This window comes from Deefgea tanakiae, assembly GCF_019665765.1.
GTDB classification, from domain to species: Bacteria; Pseudomonadota; Gammaproteobacteria; order Burkholderiales; family Chitinibacteraceae; genus Deefgea; species Deefgea tanakiae.
In genome coordinates this window covers 1,910,611-1,931,765 of sequence record NZ_CP081150.1, presented here as the reverse complement: position 1 = coordinate 1,931,765, position 21,155 = coordinate 1,910,611, and the positions used below count along the sequence as shown (strand labels likewise).

The window sequence follows — 21,155 nt, the reverse complement described above, 5'->3', positions numbered from 1 at the left end:
CTACATCTTGATGGATCAAAACGCTCAAAATCAAACTTGGTTGAATCGCAGCTTGGCTGCCGTTTGGCACCCTTGCACGCAAATGAAGCGGCACGAGACGCTGCCTTTGATTCCGATTGCGCGCGGCGATGGCGTTTGGCTATACGACATGGACGGCCATCGATATTTGGATGCGGTATCGAGTTGGTGGGTGAATTTATTCGGCCACAATCAGCCGCGCATCAAAGCGGCTATTACTGCGCAAATGGATCAACTTGAGCATGTGATGTTGGCGGGGTTTACGCATCAGCCGGTGGTGGAACTATCTGAGCAACTCGCCGAATTAACCGGACTTGGTCACGCGTTTTATGGTTCAGATGGTGCGTCGGCGACGGAAATTGCGCTGAAAATGGCGGCTCATTATTGGCGCAACTTGGGGCTGCCGGAAAAAAATCGTTTCATCTATTTGCAAGACAGCTATCACGGTGAAACCATGGGGGCGCTATCGGTCACCGATGTGCCCATTTTCCGCACTGCGTATGCGCCTTTAGTGCGAGAGAATTTTGCAGTACAAAGCCCTGATTCACGCCAAGCACAGGGTGAACAAACAGCCGAAGACGTTGCGCTGTGTGCATTGCAAGATTTAGAACGAGTACTGACTGCGCATCACAGCGAAATTGCAGCACTGATTGTCGAGCCGCTGGTGCAAGGTGCGGCAGGTATGGCGATGTATCATCCTATTTATCTGGCACAGGCGCGAATACTGTGTGATCAATACAATGTGTTATTGATCGCTGATGAAATTGCAGTGGGTTTTGGTCGCACAGGAACGATGTTTGCTTGTGAACAAGCGGGGATTAAGCCCGATTTACTGTGCCTATCAAAAGGTATTACTGGGGGGTATTTGCCCTTGGCTGCTGTTTTATGCAGTGAAGCGGTCTATACTGCCTTTTATGCTGATGAAACCGCCAAAGCTTTTTTGCATTCTCATTCGTATACTGGCAATGCATTGGCGTGTGCGGCAGCCTTGGCCACTTTGGCAATATTTAAAGATGATGATGTGATTGCTGTTAATCGCGAAAAATCCGCACGCTTTAGTGAGATTTTTGCACCTTTGGCGCAACACCCACGAATTCAAAACTGGCGACAGTGCGGAATGATTTGGGCGTTTGAAATCAGCGATGTATCGCCAAACTTTGCCACCGAGTGCTTTGTGGCGGCGCTAAAAGAAGAAATTTTATTGCGCCCGATCGGCAATACGCTCTATTTTATGCCACCCTATACGATGACTGACGCTGAAGCTCAATTTTTGCTCGCTGGCACTTTAAATGCCCTAGAGAAATGCTGGTAACTCAATTACGAACCGATGCCTTTACAACTTACGCTACCTGAACCTGATCCGAACTTAGCTCGTTCGGTTGAAACCAATCCATTGCATTTACGCGAATGGCTCATCGCCTTGCCTGCGGGTAATGTCATGGAAGCGGGCCGAATGTTGCTCGATGCCTTATCGACCCTCAATCGGATTAAATTAGAGGCTGAAGATCGAGTTAAATTACTCGACGAATATCAAAACTCTTTAGAAATGCTCACTGGTGCATTTGAATCGGCGTATGCCTCGCCTGGCCTGCCGATGAAAGACAGTGCGCGCCAAGCGGCACAGTTGGCGCTCAATTTGTGGCTGGAAATGACCTTGGGCTGGAAGCAAGCCTTGATGGATAAAGTCGAGAAGAAATTCTCATTCTTTACCTCAAGCAAAATGGTGCCATTGCTGATGCAATCGGTGCTGTATTGTTTCTGGCGAACTTACCAAGTATGCATGCGTCTATTTCAGCCTTTACCCGTGGGTTTATGGGCCGAGATTCATCAAATATTTCGCTATGCCGTTGAAAATAAATTTTTGGACGAGCGCAAAAGCGAAAATCCAAAGGAAAAAGCGTCTCGCTCGATTGCGACGCTGTACAAGCAAATTCTCTTATTGGCTTTAGCCGATCCGCAGCGTTTTTCTGGGCCTGAACTCGATAAGATTATCGAAATCATCGAAGGCTATGCTTCGTACGCGCATTTTCAGTCGGTCAGTAAACTCAACTCATCAGCGGGATTTTTCCTGATTGAACTCGATCTTGATCGCCCACCGCAGTTTGTTGGTAATCGCTCTTTAGATCATTTAACCGGTCAGTGTTTGTTGTTTGATACGATTGAATTGGCTAAAAAGCTGCATAAAGCAGAAAGCAATGTGGAGTTAAAAGTACCTTTGGCGCATGACCGCCAAAAAGTGCAAATGTGGCTGGAGTTGCTGCGGCGAGTGATTCGGCAATGGAGTATCTCTCCGCAGCGTCTTTATCAACGGATTCCGGCCGATGCCTCGGTCGAGGTGGTACTGGGTTTGCCGTTTTCGGTGCTGCAATTAAATGGTGGGATACCCTTGCGTCCATCGTTGGGTGGCAGTGATGTCTCTACTTCGTTTAAGTCTTTGGATTCAAGTGAATTGCAGCCGATTCCATGGCAAGTGATTAACGAAAGCCCCGGTGGTTATGCGATTTTGGCGCGTGAACTGCCCAGTGAGCAGGCTAAACCTGGTGAAATTGTCGCTATTCGTGCCGCCAGTGATGCCGGATGGATGGTGGCGTCGATTCGCTGGTTGCAGCAGCGTCATGATGGTGCCACTGAAATGGGCTTGCAAGTGATGAGTGCCAAAGCCATTCCTGTCTTGGTTCGGCCTTTAGGCAATGGCGAAACCAAGTACCAAGCCGCCTTGCTGCTACCGAGTATCGTGGCACTCAAACAGTCGCAACGCGTGGTTGCGGCAAAAGGATGCTATACACCGATGCGCGAGTTTTCGGTGATTGACAGTCATGGCGAAGAAACCAAGCTGCGCAGTGCCAAATTGGTCGAGCAGCAAATGGGTTATGATTTATTTGAATATACGACAGACTAATGGGTATGTAGTTGAAACCGATTAATTTAAAAGCCTAGCGATCAATACGCTAGGCTTTTTTTGCTCTGGGGTGAGCGTTGTCATAAGTGGCTGACAAGTGTTGGAAATCTAAATGCGTATACACTTGCGTGGTGGCAATACTGGCGTGGCCGAGTAACTCTTGCACTGCGCGCAAATCGCTCGATGATTGCAATAAATGGCTGGCGCAACTGTGGCGCAGTTTGTGCGGGTAAAGTGGCTCAGTAATGCCGAGCGTTTCTTGCCATTGCCTTAGCCGTAATTGCACCGCACGGGTAGTGAGCGGTGTACCTTTATTACTCACAAAGACCGTGTGCGCATTGGGATGCGCCAATTGTGGCCGCAGCAGCAACCATCGCCGAATGGCTTCTTGCGCCATATGGCCGATGGGGACAATACGGGTCTTATTGCCTTTACCCGTCACGGAGGCCAAACCTTGGTGCAAATCCAATTCGACCAATTGCAAACTGACTAATTCACTGACCCGCAGCCCCGAAGAATAAGCGAGCTCGAAAATCGCTTTATCGCGCGCTTGCAGTGGCTCTGCATCGGGTAAATTTTCTAAAAAACCCACCGCATCATCGGCATTAAGTGCCGCAGGTAGTGGTTTACTCGATTTGGGGGCTTTAACGCCTTCGACTGGATTGATGGGCCACTTAAAGTCACGGCACATCAGGCGATAAAAAGCGCGCCACGCCGAAAGGATGCGAGCAATCGAACGGCCAGAGAGCCCTTGACTTGCGAGTTGTCGAACAAAACCGCGAATCGCCAATGGATTTAGCGTGGCTAAATCCTTATCTTTGGCACAAGCGGCCAGTTGAGCCAGATCGCGTTGGTAAGCGGTGTGAGTGTGCGGGCTCGCTGCTTTTTCGCCAGATAAGTAGCGGTAAAAGTGTGCAAAGTGCTGCTCCGTTTGTGGATGGAGCAGCACGGCTTCGCTGGTGCTGGAAGACTTGAATTTCAAACGGTTTCGGCTTCAATCGCCGCTGCTTGTGGTTGTGGTACAACGCGACGAATCGCAGCAGAAACCAGCTCGGAGAGTCGTTGCAAGTACAGCGTGCCCATCTCGGGATAAAAACGCTCTGCGTCGGGGCTGGCTAAGACCAAAATACCAAATGGCGCGCCGCTGGTGCGTAGCGCAAACTGAGCGAATGAATTCAGAGTGCCAGTTTCTAGCGCAAACCAATTGAGCACATCGTCGGTCACATATGGGCCGCAATACGGCGTGATCAGATTGTCGGTGAGCTTATGGATATTTTCATCAACCGGTGAAAATTCGCGTAAATTCGATTCGAAATTGGGCAACCACAGGCGCAGCGCCATATGCGGCACGGCAAATTTCTCTTTCAGGTGGTATTCCAAGGTGCCGATAATGCTCGGCACATCGGCTGCTTTCATCAAATCGACGGTAAGCTGGTGCAGCATGTCGGAAATCGTGTCATTATCGACGCCAAATTGCAGCAATTCACCCAAACGCGTTTCCAGAGTGCGGTTTTTATCACGCAAGGTGAGCAACTGGCGCTCTGCCAAAGATACGGCATGACCGCGATGATTGTGCGGTACATAAATTTCCGCCAAGTCATCGGCAAACACATCAAAAAATTCTGGATTTTGCTTTAACCACTGCACCACTTCACTGGCTTGCATTTCTTATCCTTTTTATTGGGTCTGACAACTATCTCATGGTTTGGGTATATAGCCCTAGCCATTATTTAATCATGCTTATAGTTCAATACTACCTTCAAATACGGTGACGGCAGGACCCGTCATCATCACGGGCGCATCGTTACCCGCCCAAGAAATCGTCAAGTCACCACCACGCGTATGTACGAGCACCGTTTCGTCCAGCAGACCACGGCGAATCCCCGCTACGACGGCAGCGCAAGCACCGGTACCGCAGGCGAGTGTTTCGCCCGCCGCACGCTCAAATACGCGCAAACGGATTTCGCTGCGACCCACAATTTGCATAAAGCCAGCGTTTACTTTTTGCGGGAAGCGTTTGTGATTTTCAATCAGCGTGCCGTGCAAGGCGACAGGCGCAGTGTCGACATCATCGACGACTTGCACCGCGTGAGGATTGCCCATCGACACGACTGAAATATCGTAAACCTGACCATCCACAATCAGCGGATCGATAATCGCTTCGTTCGGTGCTTCAAACGGAATTTCGCTCGGCTTAAAGCGCGGCGCGCCCATATTGACGGTGACCAGACCATTGCTTTCTAGGCGCGGATAAATCACGCCTTTGGCGGTTTCAACGGCGATTTCGTTTTTGTCGGTCAAGCCTTGATCGAATACAAAACGCGCAAAGCAACGTGAGCCATTGCCGCATTGCTCCACTTCAGAACCATCGCAATTAAAAATCCGATAGCGAAAATCAATGCCGGGCGTTTGGCTGGCTTCAACTAACAATAGCTGATCAAAACCAATCCCAAATTGACGATGGCCGAGTTGACCGATCACTTCATTGCTGAGCGCAACTGTTTGGCGCACGCCATCAATCACCATAAAGTCATTACCCAGACCGTGCATTTTGCTGAAATTAAGTTTCATGATATTCGAGTTTTTATAAAGTCTGCTAAGGCTAGCATGCAGGCCGCAATAAGTGAAACGCATTGCTGTTCGGCGTGTAAATAGACTGCAATCAGTGAAACAGATTGCGTGTGGGAAGGGTTAAACCACCATAATAAATCGGCGGCCGGTTAGGAGCCGCCTTGCTTGTCCCTAAGAAGGATAACGGTTTTTTGAAACACTTAATCAGTAAACAAACGACCGTATTCAACCATCAAGCAGCGATCCATCACAATCGGAATCCCTGCCGCGTGGGCGCGCGCTGCGGCGGCTTCATCAAAGATACCCAATTGTAGCCAGATGAACTTTGCGTCACGAGCAATCGCTTGATCGACCACCTCACCCGCTTCTTCGCTGCGGCGAAATACATTCACCAGATCAATCTCACCCGGCACGCTGGCTAAATCGGGATAGACCGGTTCACCCAAAATCTCGGCCTGTGGCTTTGGCGTAACCGGAACGATTTTAAAACCCCATTGCTGCATTAACTTGCTCACGCCATGGCTGGCGCGATTGGTTTTATCTGAAAGCCCAACCACTGCAATGCGATGGGTCGACTCCAGCATGGTTTTGATTTGGGCATCAGATGGATTTTGAAAAGCCATGGTGCTTCCTTGTGTTGGGTATCTCTTGGTATGCTATGAGCAACGAGGATTAGACGGCAATACTAAAGGTAATTTTATAGTAAATGAATCTGAAAAAATCGTGCTACTAGGTGGGCGTAGAGGAAAAATAGTGCAACGGTAGCAACAGACGAAATCCCTAGCGCAGGCCAGAAACCAAAACGCTGAAACAATATAGGAAATGCTAAAAACATCGGCAAAGTCGGTAGCACATACCAAAACGTATACCACGCATGCGCGGCGATTTTGTCTGATGGCTGTTTTTCGACGTACAGCCAAATCAGCGTTAAACAGGTCACCAGCGGCAACGCCGCCAGTAGTCCGCCGATACGTTCATAGCGGCTGGCAATTTCAGAAATCCCGACCACCAAAGCCGCGGTGATCAGGTATTTGGCAATTAAATAGCCGCTTAAATTCATGTTTACGCTAAGACCATGACCGCATCAGCTTCCACAATCGCACCTTTCGGAAGCGCTGCTGCTTGCACCGCAGCGCGCGCAGGGAAGGGTGCGGTGAAATATTCACCCATGATTTCATTGAGCTTGGCAAAGTTAGCCAAATCCACGACAAACACGCCCAGCTTCACGATATCGGACAAATCGCCGCCCGCCGCTTGGCACACAGCGCGTAGATTTTGGAACACTTGATGCGTTTGCGCTTCAAAACCTTCGACCAACACATTGCTCTCTGGATCAAGGCCGATTTGGCCGGATAAATACACGGTATTACCGACTTTAATTGCTTGCGAGTACGTACCAACGGCTTTAGGGGCGTTGTCTGAATGGATGATTTCTTTGGTCATGTTTTATTCCTCGTGGAGTGTTAGGTAGTTATGTGCGTTTCATTGCATTAATCGAATACGGCTCAGGATGAACATGGCCATTGTGCATTAAATCATCGGCGGCGAAAATGTGGACGATTTCGACCAAGATCAGGTCGGCTACGACGGGATTTCCGACTTCGATATTTTGCAATAAACGGCCTTCGAGTGCGACGGCGCAGTTTTGAATGCGTGGCGTTTTGACGGCTTGCGCGGCGCAAAACTGCAGACCGAGCGCATCAATTTGCGCGTCGCTTGGCGGCGTGCTTGAACCCGTCGCATGCACCGCAGGCGCGTGGTCGTGCGATGGAATGTGAATGACGCAATCTCCACCGCTGAGCAAATTAAGCGCGGTATCTTTTTGTTCGCAGCAGCCATTGTCTGCCATGCGGCGGTTGACGCTGAGCGAGACAATCAGCGGATCGCTGGACACAATATTAAAGTAAGAAAACGGTGCAATATTGACCTTGCCGAGTACATCGACGCTGCTCACCCAGGCAATCGGGCGCGGTACGACGCAATCGGTGATTAGAGTATATTTCTCGCTTGCTGTGAGTGCTGAAACAGGCCATTCCATAATTTTATCCAGTGGGTATATGGCTATAGCCATTTATTTTAATTGCTTATACTTATATACATGATGCTTAATTATTCAGGTAAAAATCGTTCCATCAATACATTTAAAAAGCGCTGACCTTTAAGGGTTGGTTTTACGTGATGTAAATCGCGCTCTAACAAACCTTCCGCACAGGCACGCTCGATTTCGTGAATGATTTTAGTCATCGGCAGTCCGGTTCGCTCGGTAAACAACGCAATCGGAAAGCCGCCCGTTAAGCGCAAAGTATTGAGCATAAACTCAAACGGTAGTGCTGATTTTTCAATGATTTCTTCAGTTTGAATCGCTGAACCAGCGGCCATTTTAGCTAGATATTCGCTTGGCTGCTTAAAGCGTGCTTGGCGAATGATTTTATCGTGAAAACTGATTTTGCCATGTGCGCCTGCGCCGATGCCGAGGTAATCGCCAAATTGCCAGTAATTCAAATTATGCTGGCTGCGGCGACCTGACTTTGCAAATGCACTGGTTTCATAATGCTCAAATCCCGCTGCGGCGAGTTTGGCTTCAATCATTTCTTGCATATCGGCGGCAAGATCGTCATCGGGCAGCGCAGGCGGGTATCGGTGAAACAGCGTATTGGGTTCTAGCGTTAAATGATAAGCCGATAAATGCGTTGAACCGCAGGCAATCGCTTGGTCGATATCCGCTTCCGCCTCAAGCAGCGTTTGCTTGGGCAGCGCGTACATGATGTCGAGGTTGTAATTATCAAAATGCTTGGCGGCGATTTCAATCGCGCGTAGTGCTTCATCGCGGTTATGAATTCGCCCCAGCGCGGTCAAATGTTCGGCGTTAAAACTTTGAATACCAATCGAAAGACGGTTGATCCCTGCGGCTTTGTAGCCAGCAAATTTCTCGATTTCAAACGTGCCTGGATTGGCTTCTAGCGTGATTTCGGCATCGGGATTGAGTTTGATGCGGGCGCGAATCGCTTCGAGCAAGCGATCCATGCTGGCAGCAGAAAACAGACTTGGCGTGCCGCCGCCCATGAAAATACTGGAAACTGACCGCCCCCATACTTGCGGTAGATTGCTTTCAAGGTCGGCAATCAGCGCGTCGATATAGGCGACTTCTGGCACGCCGTCTTTGACCGCATGCGAATTAAAATCGCAATATGGGCATTTGCGCACACACCATGGGAAGTGAATATAGAGCGCTAAAGGTGGCAGGGCTGTGAGGCCTGATTGCGAGAAGGAAACGGTTTGCATAGTGTCGCTAAAAGGTTCAAGAGCCCATCTTGGGCTCTTGAAGGTAGAAAATATAAACGCGAGTACCAAAGATGGGTCTTTGCTATCGCGAAAAGTAAGGCGACTTATTTCTTCGCTTTGGTCTCTGCAGGGGCCTTATTGGCAAAATCCAGCATTTCTTTTAGCGTGGCGTAGTCTGGTTTGCCGGCTTTAATATCCATTTCGCCGCCATCAAGATAAGTGAAATATTTTTCACACGCCAAATCTTTACCGTCTTTGTCGACTAGGGTTTTTATAATGGTATTGGCATTGTCATTATTCACCTTAACCAAGTTTTCTTTGAATTTTTTAAGCTCTTCTTCGGTCGCTTTTTCTTGTACTGATTCAATCAGGGCGGTGACATAGCCATAGTGCATTTTTAAGAATGGTTTGTTACGCGTTTGCCAATCAGAAACCGATGTTTTAATTTTGTCAGCATTTTTATCGTTCGTGCATAGGTTCGCCATTTTTTGCAGAGTAACGATATTGGTGCTTAAATTACCTGCAGCTTGGTTGCGCGCTTTGGTAAAGGGGGAGCCGGCTTCTGGCTTTTTGGTACTAGAGGCATAAACGCTCATCGGTAGAATGAGTGCGATTGCAAGAAGGCTTTGTTTTAACATGGGGTCCGCTCTGAAAGTGGTTAAGTTTGATCGTGTGATTACGGCCGAATAGCTAATATGTTTAGTTTATCGGTTCGGTTTCAAGTGACGTTGTATAAATCGAGCTTATCTTTGGTATGGATTGTGCAACTGGCTGACCATATTGACCAGCACACTTCTTATTTGTTCTTCTGAAACTTCCATCAGTAATCCATCTTCAAACAAGTCTTGCGCCATTTGCATCAGTTCATCGAGGTTTTCATTCATCACTTTGACTTTTTCGGTGCAAGAGACGACTGAGCCATCATCTCTGACCCAGCGCGCCCAGCGACTTTCATCGGTGCTCATTGTGTATTTCCTTTGGCCTTGCGCCAGCTAAAGGGCACTTACAGGCCTGTTTCTTTTAATTGTTCGATTAGTTTTTGCAATGCTTTGGCGCGATGCGAAATCGTTGATTTCTCTGCCGCGCTCAATTGTGCGACTGATTTTTGAAAGTCGGCTCGCCAGAATAAAGGGTCGTAACCAAAACCACCATCACCCTGCGGCGAAGTCAAAATTTCGCCCGTGCATACCCCATCGGCAATCAACGGTTGTGGGTCATTGGCTGAGCGAACTAAAACCAAAGCCGCGTAGTACCAAGCGCGGCGGTCTGTTTTGCCCTGCATCTCGGTTTGTAGTTTTTCGTTATTACGCAGGTCGGATTTGGGTTCCCCTGCGAAGCGTGCGGACAGTACGCCCGGTGCGCCACCAAGCGCATGGACGCAAAGGCCAGAGTCATCTGCCAATGCGGGTAATCCTGTGAATTCTGCTGCATGGCGCGCTTTTGCTAAGGCATTTTCAACAAAGGTAGCAAACGGTTCAGGGCATTCGGGAACGCCTAACTCGCCTTGCGGAATGACTTCAAAATCAAATTGGGCTAATAGGTGATTGAATTCTTTTACTTTACCGGCATTATTGCTTGCCAGCACGATGCGTTGTTTTGCCACCGTCTTATCCGTTGCCGCAGTCACTATCAGTACGCCTTTTTACTTAAAATCATTAAATCTTGATCACGCTTCATTTGAAAGCGATTCAGCGTGCTCATGCCGATTAAGATCGGCCCCGCATCATTGCTTTCACGCACGCCAAGATCGATATTATACAGCGTAACTGTGCCTAATTTGAGCTGTGGTACTTTAACCAACCATGCTTTTATTACGCCATTGGCGGTCTGTGTTAGCGCCGGTTTGCCACTACGGTAGTCGATTTTGAGTGTCTCGGCCGTTTTACTCGACATCGATAGATGCGTTGCGCCCGTATCGATGATGCCACGTTGGGTTTGGCCTGCAATGGTAATGTCAGCGAGGTAATGCCCACTTGGGTTGGGTGACAGTACTAAACTACCGTCACCATCACTTTGTTTTTGCGTCTCGGCCACATAGCCTTCACCCAAGCCGAGTCGACGTTGGCGGCCGTTGTTGTTTTCAATCACCGCCGAATCAGCGGCAATCGAAATGATTTTTGCTCCTCCAACCATTTGGCCAATTTGCAGTGTTTTCTTTTGACCATTGACTTGGAAAATCGCCTTGCTGCCCATTGTTGCGAGCAAAGTGATGTCATCCGCGTACGCAGCAGTGGTGAGCAGCAAAGTGAGTAATGTAGTTTTAAGTGTTTTCGCGAACATTGGACGATTCCTGACGGGATTCGACAATATTAAGTGCTTCTTCAATTAAGCGCCAATCGGCGTTCTTTAAGAGTGACGCATCTGACAACATTCGTCGCCAGTGCCGCGCGCCGTTAATACCTTGGTACAAGCCTAAGATATGGCGTGCCACGTAGCGCAGTGGCGTGCCTGAGCTGAGTTCCGCTTCGACAAACTCACGCAGATTATCCATCGACTGACGGCGAGTCTTCTCAACATGCGCCGTGCCATATATTGCAGCATCGACGTCAGTCAAAATCCACGGATTATGATAGGCCTCGCGGCCGAGCATCACACCATCGACGTTTTGCAAATGGATTTGGCTATCAGCAATCGTCGTAATGCCGCCATTGATGATGATTTCTAGCTGCGGGAAATCACGCTTGAGTTGATACGCATAATCATATTTCAGCGGCGGAATATCGCGGTTTTCTTTCGGGCTTAAGCCTTTTAAAATCGCATTACGCGCATGAACGATAAACGTATTGCAACCAGCTTCAGCAACGTGACCCACAAAATCACGCACAAAACTATAATCTTCAATTTTATCGATGCCGATGCGGTGTTTCACTGTCACATCAATATTGCACGCGTCGCGCATCGCTTTGACGCCATCAGCAACCAAGTTCGGTTCCAGCATCAAGCACGCGCCAAACGAGCCTGATTGAACGCGCTCGCTCGGGCAGCCCACATTCAAATTGACCTCGTTATAACCCCATTGCTCAGCAATCTTGGCGCACTTAGCTAAATCAGCAGGCTCCGAACCACCCAATTGCAAAGCAATCGGATTTTCCGCCGGATCAAAGCGCAAATGGCGCATCTGATCACCATGAATAATTGCCCCCGTATTGACCATTTCGGTATACAGCCAAGTATGTTGACTCAACTCACGCGCAAAGCGGCGGTAGAAGCGGTCGGTCCAGTCGAGCATCGGTGCGATGCAGAAGCGGCGGGACGGTGTAACCGTTGGGTTTGCTGGGTTTTCGGCTTGTGGTGCTTGGTTTTCTAGATTCGGCATGGCTACACTGTAATGCGGGTTTGAGGGGTATTCAGTTGCTAAAAGTGTTCCTTAGGTGTACTTTTTGGAGTGAAGATTTTCAAAAGAACACCGAGGGCTTTATGGCTACTATTTTACGCTTAGAAAACAAAGATGGCTCTGTTTCTTTTAAGGCAATGGTGAGGCTAAAGCGGGGCGGTAAACTCGTTTTAAATGAAAGTAGAAATTTTTTAGTGCAGGGCGCTGGCCCACGCGCCGAGGCCTTGGCCAAACGCTTGGCCGAGGATTGGGCGGCGGCGCTCACTGAAAAAATGCAGGACGAAGCCGCGCTGCATTCGCGCAAGCTCAAGGGCGTGACCATCGCCAAGCTGATCGAGCGCTATATCGCGTTTGTCGAGCAAGATAAACCGCTCGGTGATTCCAAGCGCAGCGTGCTGGGCATCTTGCAGCGCTCGCGCTTGGGTGAACTGCCGCTGGCGGAACTCTCCACCGCGCACATCATTGCCCATTGCCGCGATCGGCGTGCGCAAGGCACCAAACCGCAAACGGTGAACCAAGATGTGATTTACCTGGGCGGGGTGCTCAAATGCGCCAAGCCCTATTTTAATCTCAGCGTGGATCTCACTGAATACGAGCAAGCCAAAGCGCAGCTGCGCTCATTGGGGCTGGTGAGCAAATCGGCCGAGCGCGATCGCCGCTTGCAGCCGGGCGAGCTAGGTGCCTTTCTGGCCGCCGCCCAAGCTACCGCACACAAAGGCTTTATCCCCATCGCCGATATCGTGCGCTTTGCGATTGCCACCGGCATGCGTCAAGGCGAAATCGTCGGCCTGCGCTGGGCGGATTTGAACGAAGCCGACCGTACTATCCTGATCCGCGATCGCAAAGACCCACAAGAAAAACTTGGCAATCATCAAACAGTTCCCTTATTGGGGGAGTCATTTGCAATTATTCTTGCGCAAGCACGAGCTGACGAGCGGATATTCCCTTATCATTGCGATAGTGTAAGGGCGCGCTTTGAGCGACTGTGTGTGCTGGCGGGGATAATCGACTTAACTTTTCACGATCTGCGCCATGAAGGCATTAGCCGGCTGTTTGAGCAGGGCTACCAGATTCAAGAAGTGGCCTTGGTATCAGGGCATAAGAGCTGGAAAAACTTGGCGAGATATACACAGCTGAGGGCGGTGGATTTGCATCGGGATCAGAAGTTAGTGAAAACTATGGCCGAAATGGCGGTACGAAGTGATAAAAGATGATTTTTCATCAATTTAGCTTTTCTGCCAAAGCTGGCAATCAATTCCCATTAGTCCGTAGTCAAAATTAATGTGCAACTAGCAATTTGTGTTCATTGACAAAAACATTAGCAACGCGTATTGGATTCACTTCGGAAATAAAGTTCGGCGCATTAGGTAGTCTGGATTTTGCACTCGCCTTCGACAAAGCGTTTCAAAGCCAACACTTTTCCCTTGGTCATGGCAAAATCATACTACAAGGCGCGTTTCTACGCGGTCTGAACTCAAAGCGCAAATTAAGGTCTCAGACGGCAATCAACCACCAAGAATCAAAAGGATTTTTGAATGTACCTGCACAATGTTCATATTAAAAACATTAAGCAAGCTAATGAAGAGGATAGATTAGCTATATTTGTCGGTGCAGGTGTATCAAAAAGCTCTGATACTGATTATATCAGCTTGCCTTCATGGGGCGATCTAATAAGTGAGCTTAAATCAGATTTGGCAATAACAGAAGACCTAGATTATTTGAAATTAGCCCAGCTACATTACCTAGAGTTTGGAGAGCAGAAATATAGCCAAACATTGAGAAAATATTTTCCCGAAGACATCGCACCATCGAGCTTGCACCAGAAAATTTTAAAGTTAAACCCGCGCGTAATAATTACTACAAACTGGGATTGCATTATCGAGAGAGCAATTGAGCAAGAAGGTTGCTTATATGACGTGATATGCACGGATAAAGACCTAGTAAAATCAACCGGTCAAAACAAGTTTATTAAAATTCATGGCGACTTCAAAAATCACAATATAGTTTTCAAAGAAGATGACTATCTCAATTACTCAAGAGATTTTCCACTCATAGAGAATTACATTAAGTCTGTATTTTCGACCCATACAGTTTTGTTCTTAGGATATTCCTACAACGATATTAACCTTAAACACATAATGAAATGGATACAAAGCCATTCCAGTTCAGTCCCACCTATGTATTTGGTAAATTTTAGAACGGACAAACCTCAAGAAAACTACTTAAAAAATCATGGGGTTACCACATTAGTGCTAGACAGTAAAAGCTACTCTATTGATGAGTTTCAGCATTTAGATGAAAAATCAGCACTAACACAGTCTTTTTTAACATCTATCATTAATGACGATAGGGCAGTGTATGTAAACGATGAGCAGGAAATTATCAGTTTCATATACGACCGTATAAAGCACCTAAAGCAACAAAATGCAATAAGTCACAATCAATTAAAAAGAGCAATAACAAACTGCGGCTTTCGTTACGACAACGATGGATTAAGTATTTTAGAGTTATTCAAAAATAAAGGGGTATTGACCACTGACTATAGAGACACTACAAGATTGATTCACGAAAAATTCTTGGAAATTCTTACTCGTATAGAATCACTCAGCGTAGACGAAAAAGAGAAATTTTATCGAAGAAACTCCAGCCTCATGGACATCTTCTATATCTTATCTCTGGCTAATATCAAGGGTATCATCTTATCCGATTCAAATGAAAACGGAAAAGTTACATACTTTGTGAATGAGAAAATTGACTCATCTCAAAGCTTAGAGCAAAAAGACCGAGAGTATATCTCCTTCGCCGCATGGGAATGCAAAAGTCATGACTTCATAAAATCTTTGTCATCAGAATCTTATAATAGCTATAAGTGTGGCGAGTATGAATTAGCATTTAAAAAAAACTCCGAGCTTATTCTAGCCTGCAAAAGGCATCGAATATACTCAATGCTATTAATTGCGCTATTTAACAAAAATTTAATTTTGTGGGCACTAAAATACTCTCTCTCTACAGAGAAGAGAAGTGACTTTGAAAAGGAAGTTGAAGTACAGCTTCAAGATGAGTTTTTTAAATTTCCAAGATCAGAAATAAAAAAAATCAAGTCTTATATGATTTTCTATCCTTGCACTCTGTTCATCAGAAAGCATACGAATGTACAAGAAAAATACTTGATCTCACCAAAGCAGTTAAAACTATAAAGGCGGGTGGAATTAGTTTTAATAACAATGCAGATGAACCAACCTCCACGCACATTAACCTGTTAACTTTCGCTTTGAAAAATAACATAATGATTGATCAATACCCACCTTACAAAGCAGTAATGAGGGACTTTGTTAAGATTGCTATACTCCATCAATCAATAAAAAATATAGTAAGACTTAATCAGTATGAAGTTTACTCAGCTATCCAATTCTATTCATCAAAAGAACTCAAGTCAGAACTTAGCGTATTTTTTAAAAATATAGACACTACTCAGTTTCGCCTGAGTATTAGTGATGAATGTTCAGAGTGGATTGTTTCTACCGTCTTATCAAATCTAACAGATCGATTAATACAAGATAGAGACTTAGCTAACGACCATCAAGCTAAATTTGAAAACTGCGTGCGAATACTTGCTGTGCTTGACTTAAATGATGATTCTATTTACAAAATCATGAATAAGTTTTCCCAGTTAATTGCCAGTAGTTCGACAACTATTGGAACTTATGAGGCAATAAACGATTTTTTAGCTCATCAGTACAATTTATTTCAGCGAAAAATAGAAACTGATGTTCTCATAGCAATATTAAACACTCTAATAGACAAAATTACTTTCCACAAAGCCCATGGTTGGGATCATCACGCGATACTCCATGATTCTATAAGCAACTTATATGAATATATTCAAGTAGCAAAGAAGAAATATACTGACAAGGAAAGAGTACGTCGATTACTATTTGAGCTTCAAAGGTACAATATTGAAGATCAGCGCAATTTTTCCAGCTCTCTGCTTTACAGTGTTTTTAACATTTCGAATGAAAAAATCCGAAAAATAATTAAGAAATTCATTAAGGGTGTTATTTCTCAATCACCCAAAAAAGAGATAGATGACTGGCAGTTTTACCTTTGGTCGGTAGCAGTGGATTTTAAGAATTTTGACGTAGAGGCAGTTGCGAACCTTAATGAATATTTGGAGCAGTTTCGTGATGGAAAAATGTTTTCATCAAAACTATATTCGCTTAAAGAGTTAATTAATTTTTTGAGAAACAAGAAAGAAATTGACGCACTAGAAGATATAAACAATGAGCTAGGCAAGTTGATAAGTCATTACGAAATTCGTCCAAACTATTCATCAATCTGAGTAATCACTGAAACAGAGATGCCATTAAATTTCTGGTCGTCGACATTTTTGATTCGTTGGCGGTGAATAGTTACTTTAACCCTTTGGCTGAAGTATGAATCGCCTCGAGTTTTCTAGACACTGCCGAGCCTTTCGAAATACTGCTTTTCATACTCTACTGGTGATAGCCCATTATTGAAACTATGGCGGCGCTTGGGGTTGTAAAACATCTCGATATAATTGAACACATCTCGACGTGCCTCCTCTCGATTACGGTAGGTTTGTCGTTTGATTCGTTCCCGCTTCAATAGCTGGAAGAAACTTTCCGCGACCGCATTGTCATGGCAATTGCCACGCCGACTCATGCTCGGTTTTAAATTATGCACACGCAGTAGATCCTGCCAATCATAACTACTGAATTGGCTGCCTTGGTCCGAATGCACTAAGACCTCTTGCTTGGGCTGACGTCGCCAAACCGCCATTAATAAAGCTTTAATCGCCAACTCACGGTCCATCCGCGCGCCCATCGACCAACCAACAACCTGTCTTGAGAACAAATCCAATACTGCGGCCAAATAAAGCCAACCTTCGTGTGTGCGAATATAGGTAATGTCAGTCACCCAAACCTGATTAGGTGTATCGACATTGAATTGCCGAGCCAAATGGTTTGGTGCCGTTACGGTGGGCTTGCCACCATAAAAACCACGTCGACGACGATAGCCTGTTTGTGAACGAAGGCCAGCTAAGCGCATTAAGCGCGCGACGCGATGCTTGCCACATTGTTCGCCCATATCACGCAAGTCATCATTAATCTTGCGATAACCATAGACGCCGCCGCTTTCTTGCCACGCTTCAGTGATGATGCCAGTCAAGCGCTGGTCATCAATCGTGCGCAATGATTGTGGTCGTTGCAGCCAAGCGTAGTAGCCGCTGGGATGGACTTGCATCATCTGGCAGAGCCGTCGAACTGGATGTAGTGCTTGATGGTCACGAATGAAGGCGTACCTTACCCGGATAGCTTGGCAAAGTACGCGGCGGCCTTTTTTAGGATGTCACGCTCTTCAGTTACTCGACGTAGTTCAGCTTTTAGTTGCCGAATTTCATCCTGCTGAGTAGTTGTTTGCGGTTGTTCTGGTAAAGGCGTGGCGTAGCGCTTAATCCAGCTGTAGATGCTATGCCCTGAAACCCCCAGTCGCTCAGCGACTTCTGCGACAGGATAGTTGCGTTCTGTCACTTGCTTGACGGCTTCGATTTTGAACTCTTCGGTGTAGCGATTAGATTTGCTCATAAGACCTCCTAATTACCTCATTTTGAGGCTCTTTAGGTGTCTAGGAAACCCGGGGCGATTCAGTTCGCTATGGTACAGAGTGCCCTTAGAAGTGAGGGAGACGCTTAATATGGATGCCAAAACTTAAGACAAAACCAATCAGGAAAACATATTGAAAATGTCCGCCAAGGCCGATCTGTTGATGGCAAGATGTAAAATACGAAAGGCCGCGAACCATTTGGTTGCGGCCTTCAATATTATGGCGTTACACCACGGCTGCTCGGCCAAAGCCGACATGTGAGCATCAATCCATTTCGAAAACGCTGCATTTCGGCACGCTGCATTTCGGCGTAAACTGGTGTAATTGAAGCGAGTTGAAATTCCTACGTTTGAATAATGATATTTATGTGCTCAGCTTCTGATTTTGCTCCAGACATGCTTTTATAATTAGATTTTGCTTTATTTTTCTGAGCTCTTAATGACCGATCTAGCTGCCTATCTAAATGATTCAACACCACGCACTTGGATGTTTTACGGTGATAGCATTACTCATGGTGTTTTGCATACCTTTGGTGCACGCTGTTTCAGTGAGCACTTTGCTGAGCGCGTCCGCTTTGAACTCAACCGTCCTGATGATGTCATTATTAATAATGCTAATTCTGGATTGAACACCAAGCAGTTGCTGGCTCATTTTCCATCACGTGTGGCTCGTTTTCGACCAGATGTATTAGTGTTGATGGCGGGGATGAATGATTGCAATACTAAACAAGAAGACAACCAATTTGTTTCGCTACCAGAATTTCGTGAGAATTTGATCGCCATGGTGATAGCTGTGCGCACGTGGGGTGGGGAAGTTTTACTGCAAACGGTCACGCCGGTCATTCCAGGTTTGATTCCAGAGCGGGGGCTGAGCCTGCCACAATACAACGATGCTATACGCTCAGTAGCGCAAGAGCTGGCAGTACCCTTAATTGATCATGCTTCAGTATGGGCAAAATATGCTGATAATATTAATTGGCTTATGGCAGATGCTATTCATCCAAATGCGTATGGACACATTTTATTAGCCCATTCTCTATTTCAGCATCTGGGGATTTTTCAGCCAAATCTCACTTCACCAACTAGTCGATTATTTATGCCTGTGGAGTCGCTTCCTGTTATGTAGAGGGGGTTCCCAGGTTGGTTGATCTGTCGATATCTAATCTTGATTCGCGAAAGGACGCAAATCACTAGGTTGCGGCCGTCATTCTTTTCGAGTCATCACACAAGCCCCAAGTTTTTTTACTGAAAAAAATTGCTTGGCGAAATACCAAATTGGCGTTTGAACATCGCGGTAAATGCACTGGGGCTGTTGTAGCCGCAGTCAAAAGCCACATCAATCACCCGCTCGCCTTGCGCGAGTCGTTCCAGCGCATTGAGCAAGCGAGCTTGTCGCCGCCATTCGCCCAACGTCATACCGGTAACTTTATTAAATCGGCGCTGCAGCGTACGCGCATCGACGCCTGCTTGGCTGGCCCAGTCTTCCGTCGTACGGTTTTCATCGGGGTTTGCCAGAATGTCAGCACAAATCCCGCGCAGCAATCCGTCATCGGGCATCGGTAATTGCATCGGTAGCGTGGTGAGGGTTTTCACTTCATTGAGCAGCAATTGCGCAATCATCTGGCTGCGCGGCCGGATGGGCTGTTCCTGATAATCAATGCTGATCGCCGCCAAAATCAGCTCGCGCATCAACGGGGTGATTTCAAGAACGCAACATTCGCTAGGTAAATCCTGTACCGCATCGGGGCGAATATAAATCGACCGCACCTCGACTAAGCCGATCATAAACACTTCGTGCCACACGCCTGCGGGCACCCAAATGCCGCGATTGGGGGGTACGATCCATTGCCCGAGCGGCGTGATCAAGCGCATCACGCCGCTGATCGCATACAGTAGCTGGGCAACTTCGTGCCAATGGCGGATCGTGGCCGAGCCGGGCTGATGATCGACGGCCTTGCCGTGGAGCAATGCGCCCGCCATATCGCGTAATGGACCCACTCTTTCTATCAACATTGTCGTTTTCGCTATGGTGTTTGCCTTATTCTCGCAGGACAGGCAGGGGTGATGTCAATAAGATGTGTTCTCAACTTATCCCATGACTCACTTGGAGCGTCAGATGAATACCGCGACGATCACCAGCCAGCCCGAGCGCACATCGACCCGATACCGCGTTTTGGCGGCTATCAGTAGTGCCCATTTTCTCAATGACATGATGCAATCGCTGATTTTGGCTTTGTATCCAATGCTGAAGGGCAATTATCACCTCAGCTTTGCCCAGCTCGGTTTGATTACGCTGACCTACCAGATTACTGCTTCAATATTGCAGCCGCTGATCGGCGCGATGACGGATAAACGCCCGCAACAGCACTCGCTGGTGGTCGGTATGGGCTTTACCTTGGTTGGGTTATTGCTCTTGTCGCAAGCCGATTCCTTTCCCTTAATATTGCTGGCCGCAGGCTTGGTTGGAACAGGTTCATCGATCTTTCACCCCGAATCATCACGCATCGCGCGCTTTGCGTCGGGCGGACAGCATGGTTTGGCGCAATCGCTGTTTCAGGTCGGTGGAAATGCGGGCAGTGCAACGGGGCCGCTGCTTGCAGCGCTAATTGTGATTCCGCTTGGCCAGCCGAGTTTGGCGTGGTTTTCATTCGCTGCCTTGCTGGCGATGGGCGTGTTGTGGCGCATTAGTCTGTGGTATTCACACCAACAAAAATCGCAGGGTCACAAAAGCAAGGCGAAAACGGCACCATTCACTCCGCGCAAAACCTTGTGGGTGATGGGCGTGCTTTTGACACTATTGATGACCAAGTTTGTGTATATGGCTAGCTTCCAGAGCTATTACACGTTTTATCTGATTGAGCGTTTTTCGCTAGCACCACAGCAAGCGCAATTATTGCTGTTCGTATTTCTGTTTGCCGTCGCGTTGGGCACGGTGCTTGGCGGCCCGATTGGTGATCGCATCGGCCGCAAAACGGTAATCTGGTTCTCGATCTTGGGCGCCGCGCCGTTCTCAATTGCGTTACCTTATGTCGGTTTAACAGGCACGATTACGTTGAGCTTTATCGTAGGGCTGATTATGTCTTCCGCGTTTTCGGCAATGTTGGTTTATGTGCAAGAACTTATGCCGGGTAAAGTTGGTATGGTGTCGGGGCTGTTTTTTGGTCTTGCTTTCGGCATAGCCGGGATTGGTGCAGCGGTGATTGGGCGTTTAGCCGATAGCTACGGAATTATCAGCATTTACCTTATGCTGGCCTATTTACCATTGCTTGGTATGGTTGCGGGCCTATTGCCGAAAGTAGAAAATACCAAAATTAGCTTTAAGTAAAGAGTTGAAGGAAATGCCGAATTTGTTGAAATGAAGCAACTCGACTCGACACAATGGCCGCAACCTGATGGTTTGCGGCCGTTCGTTTTTCAGCTTTGGGCA

22 protein-coding genes are annotated in these 21,155 nt (G+C 47.1%); 7 read left to right on the top strand and 15 right to left on the bottom strand.

Translation table 11 applies throughout. The features are described from left to right. The first annotated feature begins 10 nt into the window (after positions 1 to 10). Together bioA and K4H28_RS09040 are read left to right on the top strand one after the other, a co-directional pair. A complete protein-coding gene (gene bioA, locus K4H28_RS09045; RefSeq protein ID WP_221004898.1) occupies positions 11 to 1,330 on the top strand; it encodes an adenosylmethionine--8-amino-7-oxononanoate transaminase in 1,320 nt (439 codons plus the stop codon). A 15-nt stretch (positions 1,331 to 1,345) separates the two neighbouring features. Next, a complete protein-coding gene (locus tag K4H28_RS09040; protein ID WP_221004897.1) occupies positions 1,346 to 2,917 on the top strand; it encodes a cyclic-di-GMP receptor FimW-related protein in 1,572 nt (523 codons plus the stop codon). A gap of 49 nt (positions 2,918 to 2,966) precedes the next feature. Here the strand turns inward: K4H28_RS09040 and K4H28_RS09035 are convergent, their stop codons facing one another. The 13 genes from K4H28_RS09035 to dusA all read right to left on the bottom strand — a co-directional run bounded on the left by K4H28_RS09035 (position 2,967) and on the right by dusA (position 12,086). Beyond that, complete coding sequence (locus tag K4H28_RS09035) at positions 2,967 to 3,899, bottom strand: tyrosine recombinase XerC (protein ID WP_221004896.1); 933 nt, start codon at positions 3,897 to 3,899, stop codon at positions 2,967 to 2,969. Then, the gene (locus tag K4H28_RS09030) at positions 3,896 to 4,582 is read right to left on the bottom strand and encodes a DUF484 family protein (protein WP_221004895.1); all 687 of its coding nucleotides are present in this window, start codon (positions 4,580 to 4,582) and stop codon (positions 3,896 to 3,898) included. Before K4H28_RS09030 ends, K4H28_RS09035 begins: the two co-directional genes overlap by 4 nt. 75 nt (positions 4,583 to 4,657) lie before the next feature. Next, a complete protein-coding gene (dapF, locus tag K4H28_RS09025; protein WP_373312734.1) occupies positions 4,658 to 5,488 on the bottom strand; it encodes a diaminopimelate epimerase in 831 nt (276 codons plus the stop codon). 200 nt (positions 5,489 to 5,688) lie between these two features. After that, positions 5,689 to 6,111 (bottom strand): CoA-binding protein, encoded by a 423-nt coding sequence (locus K4H28_RS09020; RefSeq protein WP_221004894.1) that lies wholly within the window; start codon positions 6,109 to 6,111, stop codon positions 5,689 to 5,691. A 74-nt stretch (positions 6,112 to 6,185) separates the two neighbouring features. Further along, complete coding sequence (locus K4H28_RS09015; RefSeq protein ID WP_221004893.1) at positions 6,186 to 6,548, bottom strand: DUF3147 family protein; 363 nt, start codon at positions 6,546 to 6,548, stop codon at positions 6,186 to 6,188. 2 nt (positions 6,549 to 6,550) lie between these two features. After that, complete coding sequence (locus tag K4H28_RS09010) at positions 6,551 to 6,931, bottom strand: Rid family detoxifying hydrolase (protein ID WP_221004892.1); 381 nt, start codon at positions 6,929 to 6,931, stop codon at positions 6,551 to 6,553. A gap of 28 nt (positions 6,932 to 6,959) precedes the next feature. Further along, positions 6,960 to 7,526, bottom strand: a complete 567-nt coding sequence (locus tag K4H28_RS09005) for a flavin reductase family protein (RefSeq protein WP_221004891.1) — start codon at positions 7,524 to 7,526, stop codon at positions 6,960 to 6,962. Positions 7,527 to 7,597: 71 nt separating this feature from the next. Next, positions 7,598 to 8,770, bottom strand: coding sequence for a radical SAM family heme chaperone HemW (gene hemW, locus K4H28_RS09000; RefSeq protein WP_221004890.1), 1,173 nt, complete (start codon positions 8,768 to 8,770; stop codon positions 7,598 to 7,600). A gap of 104 nt (positions 8,771 to 8,874) precedes the next feature. Then, positions 8,875 to 9,408, bottom strand: coding sequence for a hypothetical protein (locus K4H28_RS08995; protein ID WP_221004889.1), 534 nt, complete (start codon positions 9,406 to 9,408; stop codon positions 8,875 to 8,877). A 105-nt stretch (positions 9,409 to 9,513) separates the two neighbouring features. After that, on the bottom strand, positions 9,514 to 9,735 hold the full coding sequence (locus K4H28_RS08990) for a hypothetical protein (protein WP_221004888.1): 222 nt from the start codon (positions 9,733 to 9,735) through the stop codon (positions 9,514 to 9,516). A gap of 38 nt (positions 9,736 to 9,773) precedes the next feature. Continuing rightward, the gene (gene rdgB, locus K4H28_RS08985; protein ID WP_255573485.1) at positions 9,774 to 10,397 is read right to left on the bottom strand and encodes an RdgB/HAM1 family non-canonical purine NTP pyrophosphatase; all 624 of its coding nucleotides are present in this window, start codon (positions 10,395 to 10,397) and stop codon (positions 9,774 to 9,776) included. Between the two features lie 2 nt (positions 10,398 to 10,399). Beyond that, a complete protein-coding gene (locus K4H28_RS08980; protein ID WP_221004887.1) occupies positions 10,400 to 11,050 on the bottom strand; it encodes a retropepsin-like aspartic protease family protein in 651 nt (216 codons plus the stop codon). Further along, positions 11,031 to 12,086 carry a tRNA dihydrouridine(20/20a) synthase DusA gene (dusA, locus tag K4H28_RS08975; protein ID WP_221004886.1) on the bottom strand — a complete coding sequence of 352 codons (1,056 nt, stop codon included), beginning with the start codon at positions 12,084 to 12,086 and terminating at the stop codon, positions 11,031 to 11,033. The genes K4H28_RS08980 and dusA overlap by 20 nt, the downstream gene beginning before the upstream one ends. Before the next feature lie 101 nt (positions 12,087 to 12,187). Between dusA and K4H28_RS08970 the strand changes: the two genes are divergently transcribed. The 3 genes from K4H28_RS08970 (at position 12,188) to K4H28_RS08960 (ending at position 16,443) form a co-directional block, all read left to right on the top strand. Then, positions 12,188 to 13,318, top strand: a complete 1,131-nt coding sequence (locus tag K4H28_RS08970) for a site-specific integrase (protein WP_221004885.1) — start codon at positions 12,188 to 12,190, stop codon at positions 13,316 to 13,318. A gap of 321 nt (positions 13,319 to 13,639) precedes the next feature. Beyond that, positions 13,640 to 15,301 carry an SIR2 family protein gene (locus tag K4H28_RS08965; RefSeq protein ID WP_221004884.1) on the top strand — a complete coding sequence of 554 codons (1,662 nt, stop codon included), beginning with the start codon at positions 13,640 to 13,642 and terminating at the stop codon, positions 15,299 to 15,301. After that, complete coding sequence (locus K4H28_RS08960; protein WP_221008084.1) at positions 15,226 to 16,443, top strand: hypothetical protein; 1,218 nt, start codon at positions 15,226 to 15,228, stop codon at positions 16,441 to 16,443. Before K4H28_RS08965 ends, K4H28_RS08960 begins: the two co-directional genes overlap by 76 nt. A 113-nt stretch (positions 16,444 to 16,556) precedes the next feature. Here K4H28_RS08960 and K4H28_RS08955 read toward each other — a convergent pair. Beyond that, positions 16,557 to 17,710, bottom strand: a protein-coding gene (locus tag K4H28_RS08955) for an IS3 family transposase (protein ID WP_221004883.1) whose coding sequence is annotated in 2 segments (ribosomal slippage) — positions 16,557 to 17,470 and positions 17,470 to 17,710 — 1,155 coding nt in all. Because the reading frame shifts where the segments join, the coding sequence is not laid out codon by codon here. Positions 17,711 to 18,167: 457 nt separating this feature from the next. Here K4H28_RS08955 and K4H28_RS08950 point away from each other — a divergent pair. After that, positions 18,168 to 18,854 carry an SGNH/GDSL hydrolase family protein gene (locus K4H28_RS08950; protein WP_221004882.1) on the top strand — a complete coding sequence of 229 codons (687 nt, stop codon included), beginning with the start codon at positions 18,168 to 18,170 and terminating at the stop codon, positions 18,852 to 18,854. Positions 18,855 to 18,970: 116 nt separating this feature from the next. On the opposite strand, the gene K4H28_RS08945 is transcribed toward K4H28_RS08950, so the two are convergent. Next, positions 18,971 to 19,741: an AraC family transcriptional regulator gene (locus tag K4H28_RS08945; RefSeq protein ID WP_221004881.1), complete on the bottom strand. Its 771-nt coding sequence runs from the start codon at positions 19,739 to 19,741 to the stop codon at positions 18,971 to 18,973. 103 nt (positions 19,742 to 19,844) lie between these two features. On the opposite strand from K4H28_RS08945, the gene K4H28_RS08940 reads away from it, so the two are divergent. Then, positions 19,845 to 21,053 carry an MFS transporter gene (locus K4H28_RS08940; protein ID WP_221004880.1) on the top strand — a complete coding sequence of 403 codons (1,209 nt, stop codon included), beginning with the start codon at positions 19,845 to 19,847 and terminating at the stop codon, positions 21,051 to 21,053. Positions 21,054 to 21,155: the final 102 nt, after the last annotated feature.